A 26691-nucleotide genomic window follows, 5' to 3' on the forward strand; every position below is an offset into this window, starting at 1 on the left:
ACCTCGTCGAACGTCGAGCACTGTCCCGTGGGCCCTGTGTACGCCCGGGAGGACGGGGCGGCAAGACCGCGTCGTGTGTCAAGTCCGGGATCGTGACCGCGTCGTGACTCTCCGGGACCGTGGGGTGCCGGAGCGGAGCATGCCGGGGCGGGGCGTGTCCGTGCAGTATGCGGGGTGACGTGGCGTCAGCCGACTCGGGATCAGGTCAGAGCAGGGACGGCACCTCGGTGGCCGAGACCTGGCGGGCCGCGCGTTCCAGCGCGCTGGCGAGCAGCGCGAGATCGGTCGGGCCGTTGCCGAGTTCCCGGACCGGGCGGCGGGCCGGCGGATCGCCCATGCGGTGCCACTCCAGCGGTACGACCGTGGGCCGCAGCGTCGCCGTGCGCGGGATGCGGCCGGTCACCCGTCCGCCCTGGAACGCGGTCACCGTGCCGTCCGGGTGGGCCAACTGCCCGCGTCCCGCCGCCGGTTCCCCTCCGTTGTCCCGGCCCTGCTCGAACGGGGAGGTGTCCCCACGGCCGCCCGGCGCGGGCGGGTCGAGTGTCACGCGCAGGGTCGCCCGCTTCGCCGGCTCGGTCTCCGCCGTGCGGGCGCAGGGGCCGGTGGCGGCCACCAGGTGCACGCCCAGCCGCTCGCCCTCCCGCGCGACCGCCTCCAGCGCCCGCAGCACCGAACCGGCGGCGGGCCGCCCCGGCGAGCCGAGCGCGGGGGAGACCAGCGCGTCCAGGTCGTCCACGACCACCACCAGCCGGGGCAGCGGAGGCGGGGCCTCGGTCCTGCGCCGCGCCGTCCCGGGCCGCAGCCGCAGCGTCGAACTGGGCGGGGCGTCCAGGTCCCCCAAGTGCTCACCGCCGGCGGCCGCCTGGCCGCGGGGCGCGGTCGTGCGCTGGGCGACCATACGGTCCGACAGCTCACGCCCGGTGTGCCACTCCACGAAGTCCGACCGGCCGAGCAGTTCGGCACGCCGCTTCAGCTCGGCGCTCAGCGACTGGGCGAACTCCCGCATCCGTACCGGGTCGTTGGCGCTGAGGTGCGTGGTGACGTGCGGTACGTCCGTACACATCCGCAGTCCGTCGCCCGGCCCGCCGCCCGACGCGGCGGCGCACCGGCCGTCCACCAGGACGATGCCCAGCCGGTCCGGCCGTTCGGCCGCGGCCAGGGAGGCGACGACGGCCCGGAGCAGTTCGGTACGGCCGCTGCCGGACGGCCCCTCCACCAGCAGATGCGGCCCCTCGGCCGCGAGGTCGGCGGCGACCGGGCCGCGGGGACCGGCACCCAGCACCGCGGACACCCGGCCGCCGATGCTCTCCCTGTCGTCGGCCGCGTCCGCCCAGCGGGCCATCAGCGAGGCCGGGGTGGCGCGGGCCAGCCCCAGCTCGTCCAGCAGCCGCGCCGACTGGGGCAGTGGCGCCGACACGCGCGTGTGCACCGCGCCGGGGACGCCCTCCGGGCGCAGCGGTGCCAGCGCCCGCGCGAAGCGTTCGGCCCACGCCGGGGAGACCGCGTCGACCGTGGCGACCGTGCCGTGACCGACCGGGCCCGGTGCCGTCCCCGTACCGGTGCCGGCCACCCGCAGCAGCCGCAGGGTGGTCGCCACGTCCCCGCTGAGCAGGGCGACGGCACCGCACTCCCGGAACGCCGGGGTCACCGCGCAGGCCGCCTCGTACGTCCGCGTGACCGGGGACGCGGCGGAGGCGGCGGACGTCTCGGCGAGACACACCAGGTGGATCCCGGCCCGCGGCCCCTCCACGGCCAGCCGCACCAGCGCGTCGCGCACCTCGGGGGCACCGGAGGCGCCGGAGTCATCGGGATCGCCGTCCACGACGACCACGGTGTACGGCCCCGCGAAGCCGTCCGCCGAACCGGCGCCGCCGCCCACGGCCCAGGAGGGGCGCCGGGGCTCGCTCCAGTCGGCGTCGGCGGGCCGGGGCTGCTCCGGGATGAGCGGGGCGGCCGGGGCCGGTCGGGTGGGCGAGGTCCGTGCCGCGTGGTCGTGGTCCGCCAGGCGGCGCAGCAGTTCCTCGGTGCGGGCCGCGGCCTGTTCGCGGTCGTGGGCGAGGAGCAGCCGGCAGTCCTGGCCGTGCCCCGGGCGCACGTGCGGCAGCCAGCCCAGCCAGGCCCATTCGGCGGTCCGCTCCTCCAGGGGGCGGGAGCGGTCCGCGGTGATCAGGACGATCTCCAGCGCGTCGGGGGAGTGCAGGGCGGCGAGCTGGGCCAGCACCACGCGGGCCAGCCCGGTGAGCCGCTCGCGCGGACCGGCCAGGCCCAGCGAGCCCACCTCGCGCAGTCCCGAGGTCATCGGTACGGCGGGCAGCAGACCCGAGCCGCCCGGCACCGCCCGGTCGGCCGTGCCGAGGCGTATCGCGAGGGTCTCCGGATGACCGGGCCCGCGCTCCCACAGCCGGGGCCCGGGGCCCAGCGCGGTCAGCAGCAGGGCGGCGGGGTCGGGCCAGGTCTCGGGCGGGCCCGGCGCGGCCACGGCCCGTCCGGGCGGGACGGCGCCGGCCGCCTCCCCGCCGGGCCCGTCCGCCCCGGCGCTCTCCGGTCCCTGGCGTCCTCCGGCCAGGCGCCGCGCCCAGGCGGAGAGCCCGCCGCGCCTGCGGGCGCCGGAAGGCTGCTGCGTGAGTCCGGTGCCGTCCAGGTCGGTGCCGCGCAGCGGGGTGCCCTTACGGCTGGTGGGGGCAGGGGCCCCGGGGCCGCCGGTGCCCGAGTGGGTGACCCCGGCGGGGGGCGCCGGGGGTTCTGGGGCCGCCCCGTCGTACGGGTCGCCGTACGTGTCGCCCGGGCGCCCGGTGTCCGGGTCGCCGTCGGCGGGCCTCGGCTGCGACACCCGGCGTCCCTTGGGGACCCGCGGCAGCTCGCCCCGGGAAGCGACGTGCACCGTGCGCCCGCCGGGACCGGAGGGGTCCGCCTCGCGGTTCTCGATCCCCGGTGCGCCGCCCTGGCCGGGGACCAGCGGGCGTTCTCCCGCGCCCGCCCCGTACCCGCCGGAGGCGGTGGCCCAGGGTGCGGAACCGTAGCCGTGGTGGGTCGGACGACCCGGCTGCGCCGGATGCGCGGCCGGTACCCGCGCGTACCCCGGCCCCAACGTCCCCGTCCCCGACGTCGTCCCGGCCGGCTCCCCGCTGCCACCACCGCCGACACGGTCCTCGCCCGCGCGTGGATCCGGCACGCGTACGTGCCCCTCCCCGTCCGGGGTCGTCCGCGCGCACGCCCCCGGTCCGGCGGCCGGGGTGAGGCGCAGGGCCGACTCGCCGATCCGCAGCAGCGCGCCCGGTGCCAGAGCGACCGGGCGGGGGCCCACCCGCCGGCCGTCCAGGGTCGTGCCGTTCGTGGAACCGAGGTCGGCGACCGAGACCCTGCCGTCCGGGCCGACCGTCACCGCGCAGTGCAGCCGGGAGACGTCCGGGTCGTCGAGCGACACATCGGCGTCGGCCGAGCGGCCGATGCGGATCTCGCCGCCGTGCAGCAGATGGACGCCACCCGCGTCGGGACCGGCGACGACATGGAGCCTGGTCGGGGTGTCGTCCAGCTCGGGATGCGGCTCGGGTTCACCCGGGGCGCCCACGGCCAGCACCGCGCCGTCGATCAGCGGAGGCTCGCCGAGGGTGCAGCGCTGGGCGTCCAGCCGCTGGTCACCGGCGTACAGCACCGGGGCGCCCGAGCCCGAGGAGGAGCCGGATCCCCCGTCGCCGCCGGACACCGCGGAGACCAGTGCGGCGGCCACCGCCGCCAGGGCCGTACCGGCGGGGGCGGTGACGACCACGTGGCCCCGCGTGGGGGAGGGCGGGCCCAGCGGGTCTACGACGGTCAGCCGGATCTGCATCGCCGGGAGCGGTCCCTTCTGCGCGGGCGCCCGCGGCACAGGGGGACGAAACGGCCCCGCGGTCCCCCACCGCGGACTTCCCCCACCACCACACGCGCACGTACGGCCAGTACTGCAGGCATCCTCGCACCTGACACCGGCAACATGCCCGCCCCCCGGCATCGAATGATCTTGATTGGTCGGCTCTGCCCTCAAAAGTGCCTGCCCAATGCGCCGCGGGTGATCGTTTCAGCGTCACTTGAGATCGGTCACGTCCGGTGTCCGGCAACCAAACGGACCGAGTCGAGCGTCTTTCGTCGAACACGGAGGGGGAACCGTACGGAGGAAACCCCACTGCCCCGTGGAACCCGACACGGGGCGGAAAGCCGGCACGGACCCGACAAGGACCCGACAGGAAGAGCCGGGAAGACGTCGAAGTCGACAGGCCGGTGTCCCGTGCGGCGGCACTACAGTGGGGCGGAGCAATTCCGTTCCGCGGTACGACGAACCACGGTGTACGCCAGCCGAGCAAGCAGCAGGGAGCGCATGACGTGCGGCCGGTAGGGAGCAAGTACCTGCTCGAGGAGCAGATCGGACGCGGCGCCACGGGCACCGTCTGGCGGGGCCGTCAGAGGGAGACCGCGGGGGCCGAGGCGGCGGTGCCCGGCCAGCCGGGGGAGACCGTCGCGATCAAGGTCCTCAAGGAGGAGCTCGCGAGCGACACGGACATCGTGACGCGGTTCCTGCGGGAGCGCTCCGTCCTGCTCAGGCTGACCCACCCCAACATCGTCCGGGTCCGCGACCTGGTCGTCGAGGGCGATCTGCTGGCTCTGGTCATGGACCTCGTCCAGGGCCCCGACCTGCACCGCTATCTGCGGGAGAACGGCCCTCTCACCCCCGTCGCCGCCGCGCTGCTGACCGCCCAGATCTCCGACGCGCTCGCCGCCAGCCACGCCGACGGCGTGGTGCACCGCGACCTGAAGCCCGCCAACGTCCTGCTCAAGCAGGACGGCGGCGCGATGCACCCGATGCTGACCGACTTCGGCATCGCCCGGCTGGCCGACTCCCCGGGCCTGACCCGCACCCACGAGTTCGTCGGCACGCCCGCGTACATCGCGCCCGAGTCCGCCGAGGGCCGCCCGCAGACCTCCGCCGTCGACATCTACGGCGCCGGCATCCTGCTGTACGAGCTGGTCACCGGCCGCCCGCCGTTCTCCGGCGGCTCCGCCCTGGAGGTGCTGCACCAGCACCTGAGCGCCGAACCGCGCCGCCCCTCCACGGTCCCGGACCCGCTGTGGACGGTCATCGAGCGCTGCCTCAGCAAGGATCCCGGGCACCGGCCCAGCGCCGAGAACCTCGCACGCGGCCTGCGCGTCGTCGCCGACGGAATCGGCGTGCACGTGAACTCCGCCCAGATCGCCGCCGCGGAGAACGTCGGCGTGCTCCTCATGCCCGACCCCGCGCCCGCACCCGTGCCCGGCACACCGGGCGCGCCCGGTGCCGCCGACCCGACGCAGGTACTGCCGCACACCGGGGGCGCGTACGACCCCAACGGCGCGACCAGCGTCCTGCCGCACGCCGGTGCCCACACCGGCGGGCCCTCCGGCGCCGCCGACCCGACCGCCGTCATGCCCCCGGTGCCACCGGGCCCGCCCGGCCAGGGCGGCCAGGGACAGGGCGGCCCCGACGATCCGCACCCCTGGCAGAACCAGCTGCGCGCGGCCCGCGACCGCAACGAGCAGACGCAGGTCCAGTACCTCGACCCGGGCGAGGACCCGCTGCGCCGCCGTCCCCAGCGGCAGGTCGCCCGGCCGCCGCAGCCGGCGCAGCAGCCGCAGCAACGCCGTCCGCAGCCTCAGCCCGCTCCCGGCTACGGACAGCAGCCGCAGCAGTACGCCCCGCCACCGCCGCAGCGACCGCGGCAGCCGGAGCCGCAGCGGTACACCCCGCCGCCGGAGCCGCGGCGTCCCGCGCGCGAGCCCCGACAGCGGCAGCGCAGCGCCAACCCGATGCGCATCCCCGGTCTCGGCTGTCTGAAGGGCTGTCTGTTCACGATCATCATCCTGTTCGTCGCGGGCTGGCTGATCTGGGAGCTGAGTCCGCTGCAGGGCTGGATCGGCAGCGGCAAGGGCTACTGGGACCAGCTCACCGACTGGTTCGGCACGGCGACGGACTGGATCCAGGACCTGGGCGGACCCGGGGCGCCTTAGAGCCCCGACCGAAAGGGACGCCCGCCCCCTTCCGGGGGCGGTTCCGACTTGTTTGCTGATTTGTCGACACCCGGCGGGTGAATTCGCCGTCCCCGGTGAACGTCGGCTTTCGGGGCGCGTAGCTTTGGCGGCAACACGCGTCGGTAGGAGCAGTCTTGGCACGGAAGATCGGCAGCCGGTACACCGCCCACCAGATCCTGGGCCGGGGCAGCGCCGGCACGGTGTGGCTCGGCGAAGGGCCGCGAGGACCCGTCGCCATCAAGCTGCTGCGCGAGGACCTCTCCTCCGACCAGGAGCTCGTCGGGCGTTTCGTGGGGGAGCGGACGGCGCTGCTCGGCCTGGAGCACCCGCACGTCGTCTCGGTGCGCGACCTGGTGGTCGACGGCAACGATCTCGCCCTGGTCATGGACCTGGTCCGCGGCACGGATCTGCGCACCCGGCTCGACCGGGAGCGCAGGCTCGCGCCGGAGGCCGCGGTGGCGATCGTCGCCGACATCGCGGACGGCCTGGCGGCGGCGCACGCGGCGGGGGTCGTGCACCGGGACGTCAAACCGGAGAACGTGCTGCTGGACATGCAGGGCCCGCTCGGCCCCGGCGGCTCGCACCGCGCCCTGTTGACCGACTTCGGCGTGGCCAAACTCATCGACACCCCGCGCCGCACCCGGGCCACGAAGATCATCGGGACGCCGGACTACCTGGCGCCGGAGATCGTGGAGGGCCTGCCGCCGCGCGCGTCGGTCGACATCTACGCGCTCGCCACGGTCCTGTACGAGCTGCTCGCGGGCTTCACGCCGTTCGGCGGCGGACACCCCGGGGCGGTGCTGCGCCGCCACGTCACCGAGTCGGTGGTCCCGCTCCCCGGCATCCCCGACGAGCTGTGGCAGCTGCTCGTGCAGTGCCTGGCCAAGGCGCCGGCCTCGCGGCTGCGGGCCTCAGAGCTGGGGGCACGGCTGCGGGAGCTGCTGCCGATGCTGGCGGGGATGCCGCCGCTGGACGTGGACGAGCCGGACACGGATCCGGTGGAGCCGGAGAGGCCGGACAGGACGGAGAGGCCGGATCGAGGGGACATCCCGGCCTCCGGCCCGGCACCGGGCACCGGGGTGCCCGTGCGGCGGCGCGGCGCGGTCCCGCTGGTGCCGGGCGCGAAGCCGGCCGACTCCAACCGGGACACCCACACCTCGATGCGGGTACCGAGCCCCGACGAGCTGGCCGGCGGCGCCCGCGGCACGGCCCGTGCCCCCCGCGCGAGCGGCGCCCGCCGTCCCGGTTCGGCCCGCAACCGCGCGCTCGCCCGCCGGCGCCGGCTGACCCTGGCCGTGCTGGCGGTGACCCTGCTGGCCGCGGTGGGCGTCGGCGCATGGCTGGCCACCTCGAACGACGAGCCGGGAAAAAACCCCAAGGACGACAACGACAGCAACAACTCGGCCCCAGCCACCCCTTGAGCCGCACCCGCCCCACGCGTGACCAGTACTGACGCCGCCGGTGGGATTCCGGCCCCGGTGTTCGGTATGGGCGGCTCGAGCGAGCCGTTACGCTGGGGGTGTGGCAGTCGTCGATGTATCCGAAGAGCTCAAGTCCCTCTCCTCGACCATGGAGTCGATCGAGGCCGTTCTGGACCTCGACAGGCTGAGGGCAGACATCGCCGTGCTCGAGGAGCAGGCGGCCGCGCCCTCCCTGTGGGACGACCCGGAGGCGGCGCAGAAGATCACCAGCAAGCTCTCCCACCTCCAGGCCGAGGTCAGGAAGGCGGAGACGCTGCGCGGGCGGATCGACGATCTCGTCATTCTCTTCGAGATGGCCGAGGAGGAGGACGACCCGGACACCCGCGCGGAGGCCGAGGCCGAGCTCACGGGCGTCCGCAAGGCGCTCGACGAGATGGAGGTCCGCACCCTCCTGTCCGGCGAGTACGACGCCCGTGAGGCGCTCGTCAACATCCGGGCGGAGGCCGGTGGCGTCGACGCCGCCGACTTCGCGGAGAAGCTCCAGCGGATGTACCTGCGCTGGGCCGAGCAGCACGGCTACAAGACCGAGGTCTACGAGACGTCGTACGCGGAGGAGGCCGGCATCAAGTCGACCACCTTCGCCGTGCAGGCGCCCTACGCCTACGGCACCCTCTCGGTCGAGCAGGGCACGCACCGACTGGTGCGCATCTCGCCCTTCGACAACCAGGGCCGGCGCCAGACCTCGTTCGCGGGCGTCGAGGTGCTCCCCGTCGTCGAGAAGGCCGACCACGTCGACATCGACGAGAGCGAGCTGCGCGTCGACGTCTACCGTTCCTCGGGCCCCGGCGGCCAGGGTGTCAACACCACCGACTCCGCGGTGCGCATCACGCACATCCCGACCGGCATCGTGGTCTCCTGCCAGAACGAGCGCTCCCAGATCCAGAACCGCGCCACCGCGATGAACGTCCTCCAGGCCAAGCTGCTGGAGCGGCGCCGCCAGGAGGAGCAGGCCAAGATGGACGCCCTCAAGGGCGACGGCGGCAACTCATGGGGCAACCAGATGCGTTCGTACGTGCTGCACCCCTACCAGATGGTCAAGGACTTGCGCACGGAGCAGGAAGTCGGCAACCCCGAGGCCGTGTTCAACGGTGAGATCGACGGCTTCCTGGAGGCCGGAATTCGCTGGCGCAAGCAGCGGGAGAAGTGATCCCCGCGCTGACAGCGCTTTGTCGACAAGGCAACTGCCGCCCTCAGGGCGGCAGTTGCCTTTCTTATGCCGGGGATGTCGGGGTTTTGCATCACACTCACAGCTTCGATGACCGGCAAACCGTGCGTAGGTGGACATCGCGTACGCAACGGCCTTGACGTCGATTTGAAAAGTGGGAAGGGTGAGGCGCGGCATGCGTATCTCTGGGGCGCATGTGAACCGGGGGGCGTTTCACCGCAGTCACCCCCGTTGATCACGGCCCCGAGCGCCGCCTCATTGACGATGAGCTACTGGGGGTAGCAACCAGATGACCAAGAAGACGCGTATCCGTGTCGCACGGATCGCGGCCGCTGCCGTGATCGCGGGCGGCGCCTCGCTGACCGCCGCCGGCGCGGCCTCCGCCCTCGGCATAGGCGTGAACGCCGGTGTCGGGAGCGAGGGTGCCAACGTCGGCGTCGACGTGAACCTCGATGAGGATCCGGCCGAGGACCCGACGGAGCCGGACCCGACCGAGCCCACCATTCCGACCGACCCGGACCCGACCGAGGACCCGACGCCGGATCCGACCGAGGACCCGACGACGGATCCGACCGAGGACCCGACGCCGGACCCGACCGAGGACCCGACGACGGACCCGACCGAGGACCCGACGCCGGACCCGACCGAGGACCCGACGACGGACCCGAGCGCCCCGGGTAACGACAAGGGCAACGGCGGTGGCGGCAACGCCGCCAACCCCGCCGGGGGCTCCGACGTCTCCGTCCAGGAGCAGGGCTCCTCGGCCCTCACCGGCACGGGCGACGAGCCCGCCACGTCGGCCCAGGGCAACGGCCAGGAGCTCGCCGAGACCGGCGCCGCCGAGATGACCTTCCTGGTGATCGGCGCCGCCACGATGATCGCCGGCGGCATCGGCTTCCGCGTGCTGCCGCGCCTCATGACCGGCCGCGGCGGCGCCACCGCCTGACGGTGACGCCGCGCGTACGCACCGTACGCAGGGCAGGGACACAGGCCGAGGGGCCCGGAGCGCACATGCGCTCCGGGCCCCTCGGGCATGCTCGGGGTTCTCCGTGCCGGACGGTGGATCCTCGACGGTCAGACGGTCTGGTGGGCGAGCAGTGCCACCGCCGCGACCAGGACCGCCAGCAGCGCGATCAGCGTCATGGGGTTCAGGCCCGCGAAGAAGTTCACCTGCTGCATCCGCTCACGGCTCGCGCGGCACACCGGGCACCGGCCCTCGCTCACGGGTGCGGCGCAGTTGGCGCACACCAGCCGGTCGTACGTCATCCGCTCTCCCTCCTCGCACCGGTTCCAGTCAGTACAACGCCCGCGGCGGCGCGAACGTTCCCCCCACCACTGTGCCAGGTTCCCCGGAAATCGGCGCGGCCCCCGTATCCTGCCCGCCCCCGCCTCCGGGCCGGCGGGCCCGCCGCACATCCGGCATAAAGCGCGCAAGTGGCACGCAACCCACTCCGGTGACTGCGGTCGGGCTTCCGCTTCGCGTAAGGTCACGCACATCTACCCCCGGCGACCCGTGGTGCACCCGTGATCCGATTCGACAACGTCTCCAAGGCCTACCCCAAGCAGAACCGTCCTGCCCTCCGAGATGTCTCCCTGGAGGTCGAGAAGGGCGAGTTCGTGTTCCTCGTGGGGTCCTCGGGCTCCGGCAAGTCCACCTTCCTGCGGCTGATCCTCCGCGAGGAGCGGGCCAGCCACGGTCAGGTGCACGTCCTGGGCAAGGACCTCGCACGCGTCTCCAACTGGAAGGTGCCGCAGGTCCGGCGCCAGCTGGGGACGGTGTTCCAGGACTTCCGCCTGCTGCCCAACAAGACGGTCGCCGAGAACGTGGCCTTCGCGCAGGAGGTCATCGGCAAGTCCCGGGGCGAGATCCGCAAGTCCGTGCCGCAGGTGCTCGACCTCGTCGGGCTCGGCGGCAAGGAGGGCCGGATGCCCGGTGAGCTCTCCGGCGGTGAGCAGCAGCGCGTCGCCATCGCGCGGGCCTTCGTCAACCGGCCCAAGCTGCTCATCTGCGACGAGCCCACCGGCAACCTCGACCCGCAGACCTCGGTGGGCATCATGAAGCTGCTCGACCGCATCAACCGGACGGGCACCACCGTGGTGATGGCGACGCACGACCAGAACATCGTGGACCAGATGCGCAAGCGCGTCATCGAGCTGGAGAAGGGCCGCCTCGTCCGAGACCAGGCACGCGGCGTCTACGGCTACCAGCACTGACGAGGAACGGAAAGGCTTAACCCCACGCCATGCGCGCCCAGTTCGTTCTGTCGGAGATCGGTGTCGGTCTCCGCCGCAATCTGACGATGACCTTCGCCGTCGTCGTCTCCGTCGCCCTGTCGCTCGCCCTGTTCGGCGGGTCGCTCCTGATGAGCGACCAGGTCAGCAGCATGAAGGGCTACTGGTACGACAAGGTCAACGTCTCCATCTTCCTGTGCAACAAGAGCGACGCCGAGTCCGACCCCAACTGCGCCAAGGGCGCGGTGACCGAGGACCAGAAGGGGCAGATCAAGGGCGACCTGGAGAAGATGTCGGTCGTCGACTCGGTCACCCACGAGTCCCAGGACGCGGCGTACAAGCACTACAAGGAGCAGTTCGGCGACTCCCCGCTGGCCAGCTCCCTCACCCCGGACCAGATGCAGGAGTCGTACCGCATCAAGCTGAAGGACCCGGAGAAGTACCAGGTCGTCGCGACCGCCTTCGACGGGCGGGACGGGGTGCAGTCGGTGCAGGACCAGAAGGGCATCCTGGACAACCTCTTCGGGCTGCTGAACGGCATGAACTGGGCCGCCCGCGCGGTGATGGCGCTCATGCTGGTCGTCGCCCTGATGCTGATCGTCAACACGGTGCGCGTCTCGGCGTTCAGCCGTCGGCGGGAGACCGGGATCATGCGTCTGGTCGGCGCCTCGGGCTTCTACATCCAGGCGCCGTTCATCATGGAGGCCGCGGTCGCCGGACTCATCGGCGGCACCCTCGCCTGCGGATTCCTGCTGGTCGGCCGGTACTTCATCATCGACAACGGACTGGCGCTGTCGGAGAAGCTGAATCTGATCAACTTCATCGGCTGGGACGCGGTGTTGACGAAGCTTCCGCTGATCCTCGCCACCAGTCTGCTGATGCCTGCCCTGGCCGCTTTCTTCGCGTTGCGCAAGTACCTGAAGGTGTGACTCTTGCCAAGAGGGGGCGTACGGTCAACCGGCCGTGCGCCCCTTCGCGTTGTCCTAGACTCGCCGGCATGTCAGGTCGTGCCCTGTTCTGTCAGCCCCGCCGCGTCCGCCGCGGATCCGCCCTGACCTTGGTGTTCGCGAGCGTTCTCGTGGCCGGCGCGGCCACCGGCAGTCTGCCCGCGACCGACCGGAAGCCCACCGCGCGCCCCACCCAGGCGGCCGCCCCCACCGGACGTCACGCGAAGGTCGCCGAGGCGGCCGAGGAGGCCATGGCGACCGGCACGTCCCCCGTGGAGGCCGCCGAGCGCGCCGTCAGCCGCAGCGGGGACCGGTGGGGCGCCGTCTACTCCCCGGACGAGTACGAGGAGTTCGAGGACGCCCTTGACGGCCGGTACACCGGCGTCGGCCTGTGGGCCCGCGAACGGTCCGGCCGTATCGAGGTGACCAGGGTGGGCAGCGACACCCCCGCGGCCGACGCCGGTATCCGCGTGGGCGACCGGCTGCGCAGCGTCGACGGCGAGCGGGTCGACGGACGGCCCGTCACCGAGGTCGTCTCCTTGCTCCGCGGTGACGACGCGGCCGAGTCCGTCGGCACCACCGTCCGCCTCGGTCTGGAACGCGGCACGCGCACGTGGAGCAAGACCCTGCGCCGGGCCAGGCTGTCCCGGGACACCGTCACCGTGGACGAACTCCCCGGCCGGATCACCGTCGTCAAGGTCGGCGCCTTCACCAAGGGCTCCGGCGACGAGGTCCGGGCCGCCGTGGAGGAGGCGCCGGCCGACGCCGGCCTCGTCCTCGACCTGCGCGGCAACCCCGGCGGCCTGGTCGCCGAGGCGGTCACCGCGGCCTCCGCCTTCCTCGACGGCGGCCTGGTCGCCACCTACGACGTCGAGGGCGAGCAGCGCGCCCTGCACGCCGAGCCCGGCGGCGACACCACCAGACCCCTGGTCGCGCTGGTCGACGGCGGGACGATGAGCGCGGCCGAACTGCTCGCCGGCGCCCTCCGGGACCGAGGCCGGGCGGTCGTGGTGGGCTCCCGCACCTTCGGCAAGGGCTCCGTGCAGATGCCCGGCCGGCTGCCCGACGGCTCGGTCGCCGAACTGACCGTCGGCCACTACCGCACCCCGTCCGGCCGGGGCGTCGACGGCCGGGGCATCACCCCCGACCTGGAGACCGAGGAACAAGCGCTCCAGCAGGCGGGCACGGTCCTCACCGGCCTCGGCCGCCAGGCCCTGGCCGACGGACCCCCGCCTGCTCAGTGACGTTCGGCACGTCCTCCCCCGAGTTCTTCGAGCAGGGGGACCCCAGCCGCGTTGCCGAAACGCCCATGTGGCTCCTCTCCCTCTCGGCTCCGCTCGAACAGGGGGGACCCCTGTGAGCAGGGGCGAGGGGCGACCCCCGGCACGCCGTTGAACCGGCCCTCCGGGCGGACGACGGGTATGTGTCGGACAGGCCTCCGGCGGACCCCGCGCGGCGCCCTGGTCCCCTGCCCCCGTGAGCCGCCGCCCGGGGGCATATCCGGCATTGGGGCTAACATGGCCAGATAGGGCGTACGACGGAGTGCCCCCCTGTGCCCCCTGTGCACAGCCTCTCCCCTTCTTTCGGGATCGAGGCCGCGGACCTCTGCTCACGCTGACGCCCGCCCGAACTTGTCGCCGATAGGAACAGGACCGCATGCCGGAAGCCGTAGACACGCCCCGCCCCGGGAACGAGCAGCCGAAGGCCCCGATCGAACGCCGTCACCTCGGCGGCACCGAACGGCGGCGCCACGGCCAGGAGACCGAGAACCGTCCTCCCGTCTCCCGCCAGGAGCTCAGCAAGGCCCCCGCGGAACTCATCGAGGAGCCCGGCCCCAAGGTCAACTGGCGCGTCTTCGTCATCGCCTCGGCCATCATCGTCGCCTTCTCCCTCTGGGCCATGTTCGCGCCCGGGCACGCCGCCGGCACCATGCGGGGCATGGTGGCCTGGATCGCGGAGAACCTCGGCTGGTTCTACGTCCTGACCGTCACCGCGGTGATCGTGTTCGTCCTCTGGGTCGCGCTGTCCAAGCAGGGCTCCGTCCGGCTCGGCCCCGACCACTCCCGGCCGCAGTACAAGCTCTTCACCTGGGTGGCCATGCTGTTCGCCGCCGGTGTGGGCATCGACATGCTCTTCTACTCCGTCACCGGGCCCATCACCCAGTACATGGCCCCACCGACGGGCGAGGGCCAGACGGCGGCGGCAGCCCAGGACGCCGTGGTCTGGACCATGTTCCACTACGGCGTGGCCGGCTGGGCCATGTACTCGCTGCTCGGCATGGCCATGGGCTACTTCGCCTACCGCTGGGGCATGCCGCTGTCCATCCGGGCCGCCCTGTACCCCCTGCTCGGCAAGCGCGTCCGCGGCGGGATCGGCGACACCATCGACATCGTCACCCTGGTCGGCACCGTCTTCGGCGTCGCCACCTCCATGGGCATCGGCGTCGTGCTGCTGAACGTCGGCTTCTCCCTGCTGTTCGGCCTCCCGCAGGGCCTGGCCCTGCAGATCGCGCTGGTGGTCGTGGCCGTGATCATGACCATCGCCGCCTGCACCTCGGGCATGGACAGGGGGATCCGGCTGATCTCCGAGCTGAACATCTGGGGCGCGGCGGCCATGCTGCTGTACATCCTGGTGACCGGAGAGTCGGCGTTCCTGCTCAACGCCCTGGTGGAGAACATCGGCCGGTTCGTCTTCTCGCTGCCGGACCGGACCCTGCAGACCTTCGCCTACCAGGAGGGGGGTTCCGAGTGGATGGGCGGCTGGACCCTGTTCTTCTGGGCGTTCTGGCTGGCCTGGGGCCCGTTCGTGGGCCTGTTCCTCGCCCGTATCTCCCGCGGCCGGACGCTGCGCGAGTTCGTCATCGCCGCCATCACCGCCCCGGTGCTCTGCGACTTCCTGCTCGTGAGCATCTTCGGCAACAGCGCCATGCACCAGGTCCTGAACGGGAACAAGGAATTCGCCCAACAGGCCATGGACAGCCCGGAGAAGGGCTGGTACGCGCTGCTGGAGATGTTCCCCGGCGCCAGCTTCCTGATCGGCCTCGGCACACTGTCCGGCTTGCTCTTCTACCTCACCAGCGCCAACTCCGGCGCCATGGTGATGTCCAACTTCTCCTCCTCGATCCCCAAGCCGTCGCAGGACGGGGCGAAGTGGCTACGCATCTTCTGGGCGGTGCTCACCGCGCTGCTGACCATCGCGATGCTGGTGGCCGGCGGGGTCACCACCATGGAGTACGCGACGCTCATCTTCGCCCTGCCGGTGACGATCATCGCCTGGCTGGTGATGGCCTCCTTCTCCAAGGTCCTGCGCATGGAGCGGGCCGAGCGCGAGGGCCGGGTCCTGCGCCGGCAGTCGACGGCGGCGCACGGCGGCCACGTGCCCGAGCGCACCTGGCGCCAGCGGCTGGAGCGGATGCGCTCCTACCCCTCGAAGAGGCAGGTGGCCCAGTTCATGGAGCGGACCGTACAGTCGGCGCTGGCCGACGTGGTCCGCGAGTTCGGGAAGCAGGGCTACCAGGCCACGCTGGACCTGGTCCCGAACGAGGACACCGGCATCGTCGGCCACGCGCTGGTGGTCACGATCCCCGAGCACCGCGACTTCCACTACCAGGTGCAGGCCGTCGAGGCCCCGGTGCCGATGTTCGGCGGACGCATGTCCCGCCAGACGGACGTCTACTACCGGGTCGAGGTGTTCACCCAGACCGGCTCCGAGGGCTACGACCTCATGGGCCTGTCCCACCAGCAGGTGATCGACGACGTCCTGGACCGCTACGAGGCGCACCTGGGCTTCCTCACCTACTCCACCCAGCACGACTACGCCTCGGTGCTCACGCCGCCGGTCGTGACCACCACGGGCGCCGTCCCGGTGGTGGCGCCCGCGGAGCCGCAGGACGACGCCGGTGCGAGGACGGTGGGCAGCGGGCCGAAGGCGTAGGCGCCGTTCCACCGGACGGCCGGTGCCCGCGCCACCCGCTTCGTACCCCCACCGCTTCACCGCGCCACCGCTCCCCGGCGTCGGCACTCGGAAACGCCGTCCGTGAAACGCGCGTTCCCACGCGGGGACGCCGCCGATATCACGGACGGCGTCCGGTCAGGGACGGCTGGAGCCAGGAGGGCTCGGGCTCTCGGCGGGCGGGGCGGTACTGGAGCGAGGAGTCCGCGAAGGGCACATCCCGGACGGTGTCCGCGCGGACGGGGCATGCCTCGCCGGTGCGGCCGTGCACGTGCATCGCCTTGCGCCCGGAGTCCTTCGGCCCGTCGGCCGGGCCCCACGCCCCGCCCCTGAAATCGGTTTCCCGCAAACCCCCTCCGTAGTGCCAAAATGGGCGGCACTATGGCTAAGGAAAAAGGGCGCAAGCTGATCGCGCAGAACAAGAAGGCGCGGCACGACTACCTCATCATCGACACCTACGAGGCCGGCCTGGTCCTCACCGGGACCGAGGTGAAGTCGCTGCGTCAGGGCAGGGCCTCGCTGGTGGACGGCTTCGTCCAGCTCGACGGCAACGAGGCGTGGCTGCACAACGTGCACGTCCCCGAGTACAGCCAGGGCACCTGGACCAACCACAGCGCGCGGCGCAAGCGCAAGCTGCTGCTGCACCGCGAGGAGATCGACAAGCTGGAGTCCAAGTCACAGGAGACGGGGCACACCATCGTGCCGCTCGCCCTGTACTTCAAGGACGGCCGCGCGAAGGTGGAGATCGCGCTGGCGAAGGGCAAGAAGGAGTACGACAAGCGTCAGACGCTCCGCGAGAAGCAGGACCGCCGCGAGACCGAGCGGGCGATCTCGGCGGTCCGCCGCAAGCAGCGGGCGTAGCGCCCGTCCGCGGCGGACCGCCGTGCGTGAGGGGGCCGGACCCGTCCGGACCCGTCGCACGGGAATACGCTGGCACCGACCCGCGTTGGTCACGTACGATGGCGACAGCACCCCACAGTGGGTGCGCACCTTGAGAAGAAAACATGGGGATGATCGGTTTCGACAGCGGCTGTCGAGGCAGGGGAAGCGTGTCGAGGAAGCGGCCATGATCTCGTAAACCACAGGCCGAAAAAAATAATCGCCAATTCCAAGCGATCCATCTCCCAGGGCGAGCTCGCCCTCGCTGCCTGATCTCAGGTAGCGAGCAGCGGCTCCCCTACTAAAGGGAGTGTCAGCCCGGGGATGTTCCCGACCCGGATCCTGGCATCATTCAGGGGACTAAACCTTGATCCCGGTCACGGGGTGAAGAGGGAAACCTAACAGTGACTGAGCCCGTCGGAGACTTGTCCGCGTGATCTCCGGGGCTGAGAAAAGCACAGCGGACTGCACACGGAGAAGCCCTGGTTCCGCACCGTTGGACGCGGGTTCGATTCCCGCCATCTCCACAATTCCCATGTGGGCACAGGCCCCGTCGCACCAGCGACGGGGCCTTTGTCGTGCGCGGCCGGCCTCCCCATGGGTCGCACGCGAGGCCCTGGCCTCGCGGGTGGAGGACGGCGACCGTCCGTGAGGGAAGCGGGTCCTTCGCCGTCGCGGTACGGCGCCGGCTACGGCCCGTCAAGAGTATGAGGAGTGGGGATGAGCGAGGCGAAAAGGTACTCGGTCGTGTTCGCCTTCCTGGGCTGCGTCGACTTCCTGACGGGGATCGTGGTCTGGGCCATGTTGGACAGATTCAACGCCATGGCCCTGTTCGCGTGCTCGGCAGTCCTTTTCGCCGGGGCATGGCTGTGGGAACGGTTCTCCGGAGCGCACCGGGGCCACCGGCGCCAGGACCCGGAAGCCGCCCCGGACGGTGGCGCCAAGGGCACGGGCGGGCGCGTCCGGTAGCCAGGCTCGCGGACGGCGTTCCGGACGCGGCGCCGGGCCGCATCCGCGATCTTCGACATCGGGGGTCCTCCGCAGACACGGTTCGCGGGGGAGGGAACGGGTGGGGAAAGAGTGTCGAAGCGCTTCGACGGGTGAAGGTGTGTGCGAGCCAGGGGGCCGTCAACGGGACGGGCGGGATTCGGCGGAGCGGTTCGACGGCCCGAACGGTGAGCGGGGGCCCAGCGGTCCGGACAGGGCCAGCGCCGTCAGCAGGGCCGTCCCGGCCGCCGCAACCGGAACCCCGTACCCGGCCGTCGCCGAGAGGTGCTCCACGGCCCAGCCGCCGGCCGCGCTGCCGCAGGCGATCCCGCCGAGCAGGCCGGTCACGGCGAGCGTCATCCCCTCGTTCAGCCGGCCCTCGGGGGTGCAGCGCTGGACCAGCGTGATCGTCGTGACCATCGTCGGCGCCGTGGCCGTTCCGGCCGACAGAAGCGCCCCCGCCAGCAGCAGGAGCGAGCCGGTGAGGGCCGCCGCGAGCAGCGGCAGCACCATCAGCGCGGTCATCGCGGCCAGGCACAGGGGCAGCCGGGACCAGGCGGACCCCGCCGGGCGCATCGCCCCGTAGGCGAGGCCCGCCGCGCAGGAGCCGGCCGCCTGGAGGGCCAGCACCGCTCCGGCCGCCGAGCGGTGCCCCTGCGCGTCCGCGAACGCGATCGTGACGACCTCCATCGAGCCGAACACCGCACCGGTCGCCAGGCAGACGACGAGCAGCGGGCGCATCCCGGGCGCCCGGAAGGGGGCCCGGCCCGGGGCGCGCCGCTCGGCCGGCGGCTCGGTGGAGCGCTGGGCGACGAACAGGGTCACACCCGTCAGCAGCAGCACCGCACCCACCAGCGTGCCCGCCTCCGGGAAGAGCGCCGAGCAGAGGAAGGCCGCGAGCACCGGGCCCAGCATGAAGCACAGCTCGTCCGCGGCCTGCTCGAAGGAGTTCGCGGTGTGCAGCCCTCCGGCTGCCCCGGTACGGCCCTTCAGCAGGTGGGCCCAGCGGGCCCGGGACATCCCGCCGGTGTTGGGCGTCGTGGCGGTGGCGGCGTAGGAGGCGAACAGGGTCCAGGCGGGGGCGCCGTGGCGCACGCAGAGCAGCAGCGCGAGGGAGCCGAGCACGGCGAACACCGTCGCGGGCAGGGCGACGCGGGCCTGCCCGTACCGGTCGACCAGCCGTGCCGTCCACGGGGCGACCACCGCGGTCGCCGCCAGACCGGTCGCGACGACGGCACCGGCGAGGGCGTACGAACCCCGCGTCCCGGCGATCATCATGACCGCGCTCACGCTGAACATGCCCATCGGCAGCCGGGCGACGAGGTTCCAGACGGTGAACGCGCGGGCGCCGGGCAGGGCGAACAGACGGCGGTACGGGCCCGGCGCCCGGCCACGGGAGCCGTCCGGCCGCCCACGCGGCGCGAAGTCGACGGCGACCAGGGTGTCGGCCGTGACGGTGAACAGCGGGGTGTCCCGGGAGGCCGCACGGCGGCTGCGGAAGGTCGGCTGAGGCATGGACTCACCGTCGCCCGCCCCCGCGGCACCGGTCCAACACCTGATCGGTACCGATTCACGCACCGGCGTTGTAGGTTCACCGGGTGTCCGCCCCCGCCCACCTCGACCCCCGCCTCCTGCGCGCCTTCGTCACCGTCGCCGAGGAACTGCACTTCACCCGCGCCGCCGCACGCCTATACGTCGCCCAGCAGGCGCTCAGCCGTGATGTGCGGCGACTGGAGCGGGAGTTGGGCAGCGAGTTGTTCGTGCGGTCCACCCGCCAGGTGACGCTCACCGCCGACGGCGAACACCTGCTGCCGTACGCCCGCCGCGTCCTCCAGGCGCAGGACGACCTGATCGCCGCCGCAGGGCAGACCCGCCCGCTGCTGGTGGACCTCAACTCCCCGGGCCTGCCGACCCCGCGCCGGGTCCTGCACCGGGCCCGCGAACTCACCCCCGACCACGAGCTGATGGCCCGCTACGAGAGCGGCCTGACCTGGGCCGCGGCCGAGGTGCTCGCGGGGCGGCTGGACGCGTCGTTCGGGCGGTTCGCGGGGCTTCCCGAGGCGCTGCGGGCCGGGCTCGACCAGCAGCCCGTGCGGTACGAGCCGATGGCGGTGGTGCTGCCCGAGGACCACCGGCTGGCCGCACTGGAGGAGGTGCCGCTCGCCGCGATGGCCGGCGAGACGGTGTACGCCGGGGCGGGCAATCCGCGCACACCGGAGTGGACCGACCTCGCCCTGCTGCTGTTCGAGGGGCGGGACATCGCCCTTGCGCCGCCGGAACCCCTGGCCGTCGGGGATGAGGAGTTCGAGCGGATCATGGCCAGGACGCGTCGTCCGATCCTCGCCGTGGTGGACTTCCCCGCGCTGACCTCGATGGTGGTGCGCCCGCTGGTCGACCCCGTTCCGCTGTCACCGGTGTCGCTGATATGGCGGAAAGGGAGAATTCACCCCGCTCTGGACGGACTTCGCAGGGCTGCGGCCGGTATCGCCGCTGAGGAGGGCTGGCTGCGACGCCCTGTGAACGGGTGGGTTTCGGACGGTGATCTTGTTGTCATGAGTTCTCCCTGATGTCTCGGATGTCTCGCGAATGACACGAAACGGCACCGGGGAAACACAGAACCTCCGCGTGCGCTACATTCGATGCTCGAGCACGGTGTGATAGACGGGGCGCTCGGAGCGGGTGGGGGGCCCGGATCCGACGGCGAGTGCTCGGGCCGCGAGCGCACCCCGGAACAGGCCCGTGGGGGGAAGTGCGTGCGCGTGGAGAAGTGGCGAGAAGACGCCCAACCGGAGCGGTCCGAGACCGCGTCGGCGCCCAAGGGCGACCACGGGGACTGGTTCTCCCGGGGCGCGGCCGGCCACGCCGCCGAGCCGGAGCACAGACCCTACGCCTCCACCAGGGACGACTGGCCCTACCCGTACGACACGAGCGCCGCGAGGCGCCTGATGGACGGCGCGCCCGCCGCGGACGGCACGCGCAGGATGCCCGCACAGCGCGGACCGGAAGGAATGCCGCGCGACCCCTGGCAGGAGGACGCCCCGGCGACGGCCGTCCTGCCCACCGTTCCCGCTCCCGCGGTCCCCGCCGCCGACGCGCCCACCGCCGACGTGCCTGTCGACAACGCAGCCGGCGCCGACGACTCCGCCGGGCAGACCCATGATCCGCACGAGGTGACGATCCAGCTCGACGCCGTGCAGATCGGGAACGGGATGCTGCTCGGCACACCGAACCGGCCGGGCGGCGGAGCAGTGCACGAGCCTTCCGACGGGCCCGTCTTCGTCGACGAGTCGGGCCGCCGCGTCCGCCGCTACCGCCGTATCGGCCTGGTCGTCGGTCTCGCCTGCGCGGCGTACGCCGTCGTCATCGTCGCCACGCTGCTGTCCGGCAACTCCGACGCCCCCTGGGTGCCCGTCCACGGCCAGGAGCAGGAGCAGCCCGCCGAGAAGGTCGACACCTCGCCCCAGCCCGCCGAACCGGACGCGTCCCCCGACGCCGATGCCACACCGGAGCCGGGCACCGAGCCGACCGCCGGCGAACCCGACCCCGTCACCCCGCCCGACGCCGGCCTCCCCGCGGGCGGCGGGGCCGCCGCCGGGGACGGAGCCGTCGAGCCCGCCGCCCCGACGCCGACACCGTCGACCGGGACCACCCCGAAGCCGGGCACCGGCACCGACGCCTCCCCGAGCACCCCGGCCGGCACCCCGGCCGGGTCGGAGCCCGCAGCCCCGACGACCCCCTCGGGCGGCACCAGCACCGCTCCGGCCCCGCCCCCCGCCGGGGAGGACCCCGGCGACGAGGAACCCGTCGGCACCGACAAACTCGCCCAGGCGCCCGCCGGCCGACCGGCCGTGGCCGCCGAGAGCCCCGCCGCACAGCCGGCCCCGTCCACCGACCCCGCCGCACCGTCCCCGGAGCACGTCCTCTGATGGCATCCCACTCCCGCCGCCCCGGGCCCGCGACCGGAGCCCGAGGCGGCTCTCGGCGTCGCAGTCAGCCCACGCGTCGCCGTCTGCCCCTGCGCCTGCTGCTTCCGCTGCTCGTGCTCGTCGCCCTGGCGGCGATGCTCATGCTGCGCGGATACACGCACAGCGAGATCCTCGCCGACCACCGCGTCCAGCCGCCCGCACCCACCGACAAGGTGCCGGACAAGATCCTCGAGGGCGGCCCGGTCATCGACGCCCGCGGCGGCCGTACCGAGAGCCTGAGCGTGCCCGACCACCGGCTGGTCCTCACCTTCGACGACGGCCCGGACCCGGTCTGGACGCCGAGGGTGCTGGACGTGCTGAAGAAGCACGACGCGCACGGGGTCTTCTTCGTCACCGGCACCATGGCCTCCCGCTACCCGGACCTCGTCCAGCGCATGGTCGACGAGGGCCACGAGATCGGCCTGCACACGTTCAACCACCCCGACCTCTCCCTCCAGTCCAAGAGGCGCATCGACTGGGAGCTGTCGCAGAACCAGCTGGCGATCACCGGCGCGGCCGGCATCCGCACCTCGCTCTTCCGCCCGCCGTACTCCTCCTTCTCCGCCGCCATGGACAACAAGTCCTGGCCGGTCACCGAGTACATCGGCAGCCGCGGTTACATCACCGTCGTCAACAACACCGACAGCGAGGACTGGCAGCGGCCCGGCGTCGACGAGATCATCCGCCGTGCCACGCCCGAGGACGGCGAGGGCGCCATCGTCCTGATGCACGATTCCGGCGGCGACCGCAGCCAGACCGTCAAGGCGCTGGACACGATGTTGCCCGACCTGAAGAAGCAGGGCTACGAGTTCCACAACCTCACCGAGGCCCTGGACGCGCCCAGCGCGATGAGCCCGGTGACCGGCTCCGAGCTGTGGAAGGGCAAGGCGTGGGTCTTCCTGGTCCATGCCTCGGAGAAGGTCACCGGCGGTCTGGCGGCGGGCCTGGCGATCGTCGGCACCCTGGTCATCGGCCGCTTCGTGCTGATGCTCGTCCTCTCCGGCGTCCACGCCCGCCGGGTGCGCCGCCGGGGCTTCGGCTGGGGTCCGCCGGTCACCGAACCGGTGACCGTGCTGGTGCCGGCCTACAACGAGGCCAAGTGCATCGAGAACACCGTCCGTTCCCTGATGGACAGCGACCACCCGATCGAGGTCCTGGTCATCGACGACGGTTCCAGCGACGGCACGGCCCGCATCGTCGAGGCCATGGGCCTGCCCAACGTCCGGGTGATCCGCCAGCTCAACGCGGGCAAACCGGCGGCGCTCAACCGGGGCCTGGCCAACGCCCGTCACGACATCGTCGTGATGATGGACGGTGACACGGTCTTCGAGCCGTCCACCGTCCGCGAACTCGTCCAGCCCTTCGGCGACCCGAAGGTGGGAGCCGTGGCGGGCAACGCGAAGGTCGGCAACAAGGACAGCCTCATCGGCGCCTGGCAGCACATCGAGTACGTGATGGGCTTCAACCTGGACCGCCGCATGTACGACATCCTGGGCTGCATGCCGACCATCCCGGGGGCCGTCGGCGCCTTCCGCCGCTCGGCTCTGGTCCCGATCGGCGGCATGAGCGACGACACGCTCGCCGAGGACACCGACGTCACCATGGCGCTGCACCGCGCCGGCTGGCGCGTGGTCTACGCCGAGAACGCCCGCGCCTGGACCGAGGCCCCGGAGACCGTCCAGCAGCTGTGGTCGCAGCGCTACCGCTGGTCGTACGGCACCATGCAGGCCATCTGGAAGCACCGCCGCTCCGTGATCGAGAAGGGCTCCTCGGGCCGCTTCGGCCGCGTGGGCCTGCCCTTCGTCTCCCTGTTCATGATCGTGGCCCCGCTGCTGGCCCCCCTGATCGACGTCTTCCTGCTCTACGGCATCGTCTTCGGCCCGACCCAGAAGACGATCATGGCGTGGCTGGGCGTCCTGGCCATCCAGGCGGTCTGCGCGGCCTTCGCCTTCCGCCTCGACCGCGAACGCATGACCCATCTGATCTCGCTGCCGCTGCAGCAGGTCCTCTACCGCCAGCTCATGTACGTCGTGCTGCTCCAGTCCTGGATCACCGCGCTCACCGGCGGCCGCCTGCGCTGGCAGAAGCTGCGGCGCACCGGCGTCGTCGAGGCGCCCGGCGGCTCCGTGCCCGGCCCGCGTGCGCAGAGCAACGATGACCGGAGGCCCGTGGCATGACCCAGCGCACGACCGAGCCCGCACCCGTACCGGAGCCCGCCGCCCAGGCCGCCGGCACCGGGAAGCCGGGCCGCGACCGGTACCTCGACCTGCTGCGCTCCATCGCCCTGGTCCGCGTCGTGGTCTACCACCTGTTCGGCTGGGCCTGGCTGACGGTGCTGTTCCCGTCGATGGGCGTGATGTTCGCGCTCGCGGGTTCGCTGATGGCGCGTTCCCTGAAGCGCCCGGCGGCGAGCGTGATCCGCAGCCGGATCCGCCGTCTCCTGCCGCCCCTGTGGGCGTTCGCCGCGATCGTGCTGACGATGATGTTCGTGAACGGCTGGAACCCCGCGAAGGACGACGGCACCTGGGGCCTGATCGGGCTGGTCAACTACATCATCCCGATCGGCGCCCCGCCCTACCCGTGGCAACTCGGCTCCCCGTCGGGCCTGCTGGACGTCACCTGGGCGGTGCAGGCCGCGGGCCCGCTCTGGTACCTGCGCGCCTACCTGTGGTTCGTCATCGCGTCGCCGCTGCTGCTGTGGGCGTTCCGCCGAGCCCCCTGGCCGACGCTGCTCGCCCCGCTGGGCCTGACGGCGATCGTCGGCACGGGCCTGGTGACCATCCCCGGTGAAACGGGCCGCGCGATCACCGACTTCGCGGTCTACGGCGGCTGCTGGGTGCTGGGCTTCGCCCACCACGACGGCCTGCTGAAGCAGATCCCGCGCTATGTCTCGGTCTCCTGCGCGTCCCTGGTGATGGCCTTCGGCCTGTGGTGGGCGTCGAACCACCTGGGCTCCGACGGCTGGGACCTCAACGACATCCCGCTGGCCCAGGCCACCTGGTCGTTCGGCTTCGTGGTGATCCTGCTCCAGTACTCCCCGTCGTGGCAGGAACTCCCGGGACGCCTGGCGCAGTGGGACAAACTGGTGACCCTCTCCAACAACCGCGCGGTCACCATCTACCTGTGGCACAACATGCTGATCATGGCGACGGTCCCGCTCGTCGACCTGCTGTACCGGCTCCCGTTCATGCAGAGCGAGCGCGGGGCGGAGGCCCTCAGCAGCACGTACACGCTGTGGATGTTCGCCCTGATCTGGCCGCTCATCGGCCTGGCGGTCCTCGCGGTCGGCTGGGTCGAGGACCTCGCGGCGAAACGGAAACCCCGCCTGTGGCCCAACGGCACGAAGCGCTCCACCGGCCGCCGCAGCAGGGCCGGCGCGGCGGCACACCGAGGCTGACGCCGAGGACCGCCCACCCAGCCCCGGCTGCCCGGGTGCCGTGTCCTGAGCCCGGGACGCCGTGCTGTGGAGCTAACGTGAGGCGGTGCCAGCCGTTGTCGAGTCCCGTGCCGCGGGTACGGGACGTCCACGTGGAAGGGCCCGTTCCTGTGTCTGCCGAACTCTCCGACGACCTCAAGAAGCTCATCGACGACACCCCTGTCTTCGCGACGGTGGCCACACTCCAGCCCGACGGCAGCCCGCAGCTGACGGTGACCTGGATCAAGCGCGACGGCGACGACCTGCTGATCTCCACGACCATGGGCCGCAGGAAGGAGCAGAACCTGCGCCGCGACCCGCGGATCACCGTGATGATCAATCCGTCCACCGCGCCGTACACCTACGCCGAGGTGCGCGGTACGGCCACGCTCGGCACGGACGGCGGCCCTGAGCTGATCGAGGAGCTCTCGCGCAAGTACACGGGCAAGGCCTACGCGGACTTCAACCCGGCCTCCGCCGACGACGCCACACGCGTCGTCGTCCGGGTCACCCCACGCAAGGTCGTCGGCTCGCTCTAGGACAAGCACGCGAAGCCCCGGGTGGGCGGGTTGCTCTTGATCGGCAACCCGCCCACCCGAGGCTTCGCCTCTTCCTGTGCCCGGCCAGGTGAAAAAGACCCACCGGCCAAGGAGCGAGTGGCCCGATGGTCACCGGAAAAGCTCCGGTGGCTCAAGCGCCGAACTCCGACTCCCCGATCTTGTCGGCGTACACGAGGAAGGTGGTCCACGCGGCACGGGAGAGGTCGACCAGTGGTCCTGCTGCGTTCTCCGAGTCGCGTACCAGGATGGCGGTCGGGGCCGGTCGTGCCGCCCGGCGGCCTCGACGCGGCCGATGCCGAAACATTTGCCCACGCCCCGAGGAGGACACACACCGCCCCAAAACCGTGAGCATTTTGGCCTCTACTGTCCTGATCCCGCTCATTTGAGCGCTTAAGTGACACATGCCCGCCTATTGCTCACGGTTTTCCACGAGGCACCCGTCTCCGACCCCACGGCTCCGGGGCCGCAGAACCCCCCCCACACCACCCGGCGGGACACCTCATCCCTTCTGCCAAGGCCCGGTGCGGGGTTCCGCGCGGCAGCGTCTCGGTTCCTGCCGGCCACCGTCCGGCAGCCGCCGACGATCCCGGACGGCGTACCACCACCGCGTCCCGCCCACCTCCCACCCGCCGACAGCCGCCGAACCCTCCCGGCGTGCGGGCGAGGCGCGCGTGCGTACCGTCAGCGCCGGGCAGCCGCGCAACCGCCGGCTGCCCGCAGGCATGCCTGGCCACCCGTTCCTCCAGGCCGCTCGCTCGCTTCTCCCCCGTGCTGGAGCGAGCCGAGTCAAGGGTGGCCCGGAGGGCCATCGCCGCAGGCGACGCGGAGCGGTAGCGGAGCGCCCTTTACTCGGGTCGTGGAAGCACGACACTGGCCGAGAAGCGAGTGGCCCCGACGTTCACTTCGTGATGTGCGGGAGGAAGGCGCCCCATGTGGCACGGGAGAAGCCGAGCCGGGGGCCGGACGTGTCCTTCGAGTCGCGTATGAGGACGGTGGCGGGAGTGGTGGCCACTTCAACGCAGTTGGAGGCATCAGGGCTGTAGGAAGACTTACGCCATCGGTAATCGGACATC

The 26691-nt window shown here is 72.2% G+C and carries 21 protein-coding genes and 1 other RNA gene; 16 read left to right on the forward strand and 6 right to left on the reverse strand.

Going from position 1 to position 26691, the window contains the following annotated elements:
- Positions 1-205: 205 nt before the first annotated feature.
- Positions 206-3826 carry an FHA domain-containing protein gene (locus AC6F7H_RS17450; RefSeq protein WP_500757882.1) on the reverse strand — a complete coding sequence of 1207 codons (3621 nt, stop codon included), beginning with the start codon at positions 3824-3826 and terminating at the stop codon, positions 206-208.
- Between the two features lie 530 nt (positions 3827-4356).
- Between AC6F7H_RS17450 and AC6F7H_RS17455 the strand changes: the two genes are divergently transcribed.
- The 4 genes from AC6F7H_RS17455 to AC6F7H_RS17470 all read left to right on the forward strand — a co-directional run bounded on the left by AC6F7H_RS17455 (position 4357) and on the right by AC6F7H_RS17470 (position 9628).
- Positions 4357-6015 carry a serine/threonine-protein kinase gene (locus AC6F7H_RS17455; RefSeq protein ID WP_500757883.1) on the forward strand — a complete coding sequence of 553 codons (1659 nt, stop codon included), beginning with the start codon at positions 4357-4359 and terminating at the stop codon, positions 6013-6015.
- A 155-nt stretch (positions 6016-6170) separates the two neighbouring features.
- The gene (locus AC6F7H_RS17460; RefSeq protein ID WP_500757884.1) at positions 6171-7457 is read left to right on the forward strand and encodes a serine/threonine-protein kinase; all 1287 of its coding nucleotides are present in this window, start codon (positions 6171-6173) and stop codon (positions 7455-7457) included.
- Between the two features lie 100 nt (positions 7458-7557).
- Positions 7558-8664, forward strand: a complete 1107-nt coding sequence (gene prfB / locus AC6F7H_RS17465; protein WP_500757885.1) for a peptide chain release factor 2 — start codon at positions 7558-7560, stop codon at positions 8662-8664.
- 307 nt (positions 8665-8971) lie between these two features.
- A complete protein-coding gene (locus AC6F7H_RS17470) occupies positions 8972-9628 on the forward strand; it encodes an LPXTG cell wall anchor domain-containing protein (protein ID WP_500757886.1) in 657 nt (218 codons plus the stop codon).
- 128 nt (positions 9629-9756) lie between these two features.
- On the opposite strand, the gene AC6F7H_RS17475 is transcribed toward AC6F7H_RS17470, so the two are convergent.
- A complete protein-coding gene (locus AC6F7H_RS17475; RefSeq protein ID WP_109378301.1) occupies positions 9757-9948 on the reverse strand; it encodes a hypothetical protein in 192 nt (63 codons plus the stop codon).
- A 258-nt stretch (positions 9949-10206) separates the two neighbouring features.
- Here AC6F7H_RS17475 and ftsE point away from each other — a divergent pair, with 258 nt between their 5' ends.
- From ftsE to betT, 4 genes are all read left to right on the forward strand, one after another.
- Positions 10207-10896, forward strand: a complete 690-nt coding sequence (gene ftsE / locus AC6F7H_RS17480; RefSeq protein ID WP_500757887.1) for a cell division ATP-binding protein FtsE — start codon at positions 10207-10209, stop codon at positions 10894-10896.
- A gap of 29 nt (positions 10897-10925) precedes the next feature.
- Positions 10926-11843, forward strand: coding sequence for a permease-like cell division protein FtsX (ftsX, locus tag AC6F7H_RS17485; RefSeq protein ID WP_500757888.1), 918 nt, complete (start codon positions 10926-10928; stop codon positions 11841-11843).
- 68 nt (positions 11844-11911) lie between these two features.
- On the forward strand, positions 11912-13105 hold the full coding sequence (locus AC6F7H_RS17490; RefSeq protein WP_500757889.1) for a S41 family peptidase: 1194 nt from the start codon (positions 11912-11914) through the stop codon (positions 13103-13105).
- A gap of 412 nt (positions 13106-13517) precedes the next feature.
- A complete protein-coding gene (gene betT / locus AC6F7H_RS17495) occupies positions 13518-15794 on the forward strand; it encodes a choline BCCT transporter BetT (protein ID WP_500757890.1) in 2277 nt (758 codons plus the stop codon).
- Between the two features lie 139 nt (positions 15795-15933).
- Here betT and AC6F7H_RS17500 read toward each other — a convergent pair whose 3' ends face one another.
- Positions 15934-16161 carry a hypothetical protein gene (locus AC6F7H_RS17500; protein WP_500757891.1) on the reverse strand — a complete coding sequence of 76 codons (228 nt, stop codon included), beginning with the start codon at positions 16159-16161 and terminating at the stop codon, positions 15934-15936.
- A gap of 32 nt (positions 16162-16193) precedes the next feature.
- On the opposite strand from AC6F7H_RS17500, the gene smpB reads away from it, so the two are divergent.
- The 3 genes from smpB to AC6F7H_RS17515 all read left to right on the forward strand — a co-directional run bounded on the left by smpB (position 16194) and on the right by AC6F7H_RS17515 (position 17660).
- The gene (gene smpB, locus AC6F7H_RS17505; protein ID WP_030834350.1) at positions 16194-16673 is read left to right on the forward strand and encodes an SsrA-binding protein SmpB; all 480 of its coding nucleotides are present in this window, start codon (positions 16194-16196) and stop codon (positions 16671-16673) included.
- Positions 16674-16818: 145 nt separating this feature from the next.
- Positions 16819-17221, forward strand: a transfer-messenger RNA (tmRNA) gene (ssrA, locus tag AC6F7H_RS17510).
- A 190-nt stretch (positions 17222-17411) separates the two neighbouring features.
- Complete coding sequence (locus tag AC6F7H_RS17515) at positions 17412-17660, forward strand: hypothetical protein (protein WP_500757892.1); 249 nt, start codon at positions 17412-17414, stop codon at positions 17658-17660.
- A gap of 159 nt (positions 17661-17819) precedes the next feature.
- Here AC6F7H_RS17515 and AC6F7H_RS17520 read toward each other — a convergent pair whose 3' ends face one another.
- The gene (locus AC6F7H_RS17520; RefSeq protein ID WP_500757893.1) at positions 17820-19193 is read right to left on the reverse strand and encodes an MFS transporter; all 1374 of its coding nucleotides are present in this window, start codon (positions 19191-19193) and stop codon (positions 17820-17822) included.
- An 83-nt stretch (positions 19194-19276) separates the two neighbouring features.
- On the opposite strand from AC6F7H_RS17520, the gene AC6F7H_RS17525 reads away from it, so the two are divergent.
- From AC6F7H_RS17525 to AC6F7H_RS17545, 5 genes are all read left to right on the forward strand, one after another.
- The gene (locus AC6F7H_RS17525; protein ID WP_500757894.1) at positions 19277-20245 is read left to right on the forward strand and encodes a LysR family transcriptional regulator; all 969 of its coding nucleotides are present in this window, start codon (positions 19277-19279) and stop codon (positions 20243-20245) included.
- A 192-nt stretch (positions 20246-20437) separates the two neighbouring features.
- Positions 20438-21604, forward strand: coding sequence for a hypothetical protein (locus tag AC6F7H_RS17530; protein ID WP_500757895.1), 1167 nt, complete (start codon positions 20438-20440; stop codon positions 21602-21604).
- Complete coding sequence (locus AC6F7H_RS17535; RefSeq protein ID WP_500757896.1) at positions 21604-23820, forward strand: bifunctional polysaccharide deacetylase/glycosyltransferase family 2 protein; 2217 nt, start codon at positions 21604-21606, stop codon at positions 23818-23820. Before AC6F7H_RS17530 ends, AC6F7H_RS17535 begins: the two co-directional genes overlap by 1 nt.
- Complete coding sequence (locus tag AC6F7H_RS17540) at positions 23817-25040, forward strand: acyltransferase family protein (RefSeq protein ID WP_500757897.1); 1224 nt, start codon at positions 23817-23819, stop codon at positions 25038-25040. Before AC6F7H_RS17535 ends, AC6F7H_RS17540 begins: the two co-directional genes overlap by 4 nt.
- A gap of 149 nt (positions 25041-25189) precedes the next feature.
- Positions 25190-25597: a PPOX class F420-dependent oxidoreductase gene (locus AC6F7H_RS17545; protein WP_500757898.1), complete on the forward strand. Its 408-nt coding sequence runs from the start codon at positions 25190-25192 to the stop codon at positions 25595-25597.
- Between the two features lie 151 nt (positions 25598-25748).
- Here AC6F7H_RS17545 and AC6F7H_RS17550 read toward each other — a convergent pair whose 3' ends face one another.
- A complete protein-coding gene (locus AC6F7H_RS17550; protein ID WP_500757899.1) occupies positions 25749-26021 on the reverse strand; it encodes a DUF397 domain-containing protein in 273 nt (90 codons plus the stop codon).
- Positions 26022-26516: 495 nt separating this feature from the next.
- Complete coding sequence (locus AC6F7H_RS17555; protein WP_500757900.1) at positions 26517-26690, reverse strand: DUF397 domain-containing protein; 174 nt, start codon at positions 26688-26690, stop codon at positions 26517-26519.
- Position 26691 lies beyond the last annotated feature (1 nt).

The sequence above is a fragment of the Streptomyces sp. MMS24-W38 genome (assembly GCF_059889265.1).

Coding starts and splice junctions, on each gene's coding strand:
- smpB (WP_030834350.1), top strand. CDS start 16,194: ATGGCTAAGGAAAAAGGGCGCAAGCTGATCGCGCAGAACAAGAAGGCG.
- AC6F7H_RS17515 (WP_500757892.1), top strand. CDS start 17,412: ATGAGCGAGGCGAAAAGGTACTCGGTCGTGTTCGCCTTCCTGGGCTGC.
- AC6F7H_RS17550 (WP_500757899.1), bottom strand. CDS start 26,021: ATGTGTCACTTAAGCGCTCAAATGAGCGGGATCAGGACAGTAGAGGCC.
- AC6F7H_RS17540 (WP_500757897.1), top strand. CDS start 23,817: ATGACCCAGCGCACGACCGAGCCCGCACCCGTACCGGAGCCCGCCGCC.
- AC6F7H_RS17470 (WP_500757886.1), top strand. CDS start 8,972: ATGACCAAGAAGACGCGTATCCGTGTCGCACGGATCGCGGCCGCTGCC.
- AC6F7H_RS17535 (WP_500757896.1), top strand. CDS start 21,604: ATGGCATCCCACTCCCGCCGCCCCGGGCCCGCGACCGGAGCCCGAGGC.
- AC6F7H_RS17520 (WP_500757893.1), bottom strand. CDS start 19,193: ATGCCTCAGCCGACCTTCCGCAGCCGCCGTGCGGCCTCCCGGGACACC.
- AC6F7H_RS17490 (WP_500757889.1), top strand. CDS start 11,912: ATGTCAGGTCGTGCCCTGTTCTGTCAGCCCCGCCGCGTCCGCCGCGGA.
- betT (WP_500757890.1), top strand. CDS start 13,518: ATGCCGGAAGCCGTAGACACGCCCCGCCCCGGGAACGAGCAGCCGAAG.
- ftsX (WP_500757888.1), top strand. CDS start 10,926: ATGCGCGCCCAGTTCGTTCTGTCGGAGATCGGTGTCGGTCTCCGCCGC.
- AC6F7H_RS17475 (WP_109378301.1), bottom strand. CDS start 9,948: ATGACGTACGACCGGCTGGTGTGCGCCAACTGCGCCGCACCCGTGAGC.
- AC6F7H_RS17450 (WP_500757882.1), bottom strand. CDS start 3,826: ATGCAGATCCGGCTGACCGTCGTAGACCCGCTGGGCCCGCCCTCCCCC.
- AC6F7H_RS17555 (WP_500757900.1), bottom strand. CDS start 26,690: ATGTCCGATTACCGATGGCGTAAGTCTTCCTACAGCCCTGATGCCTCC.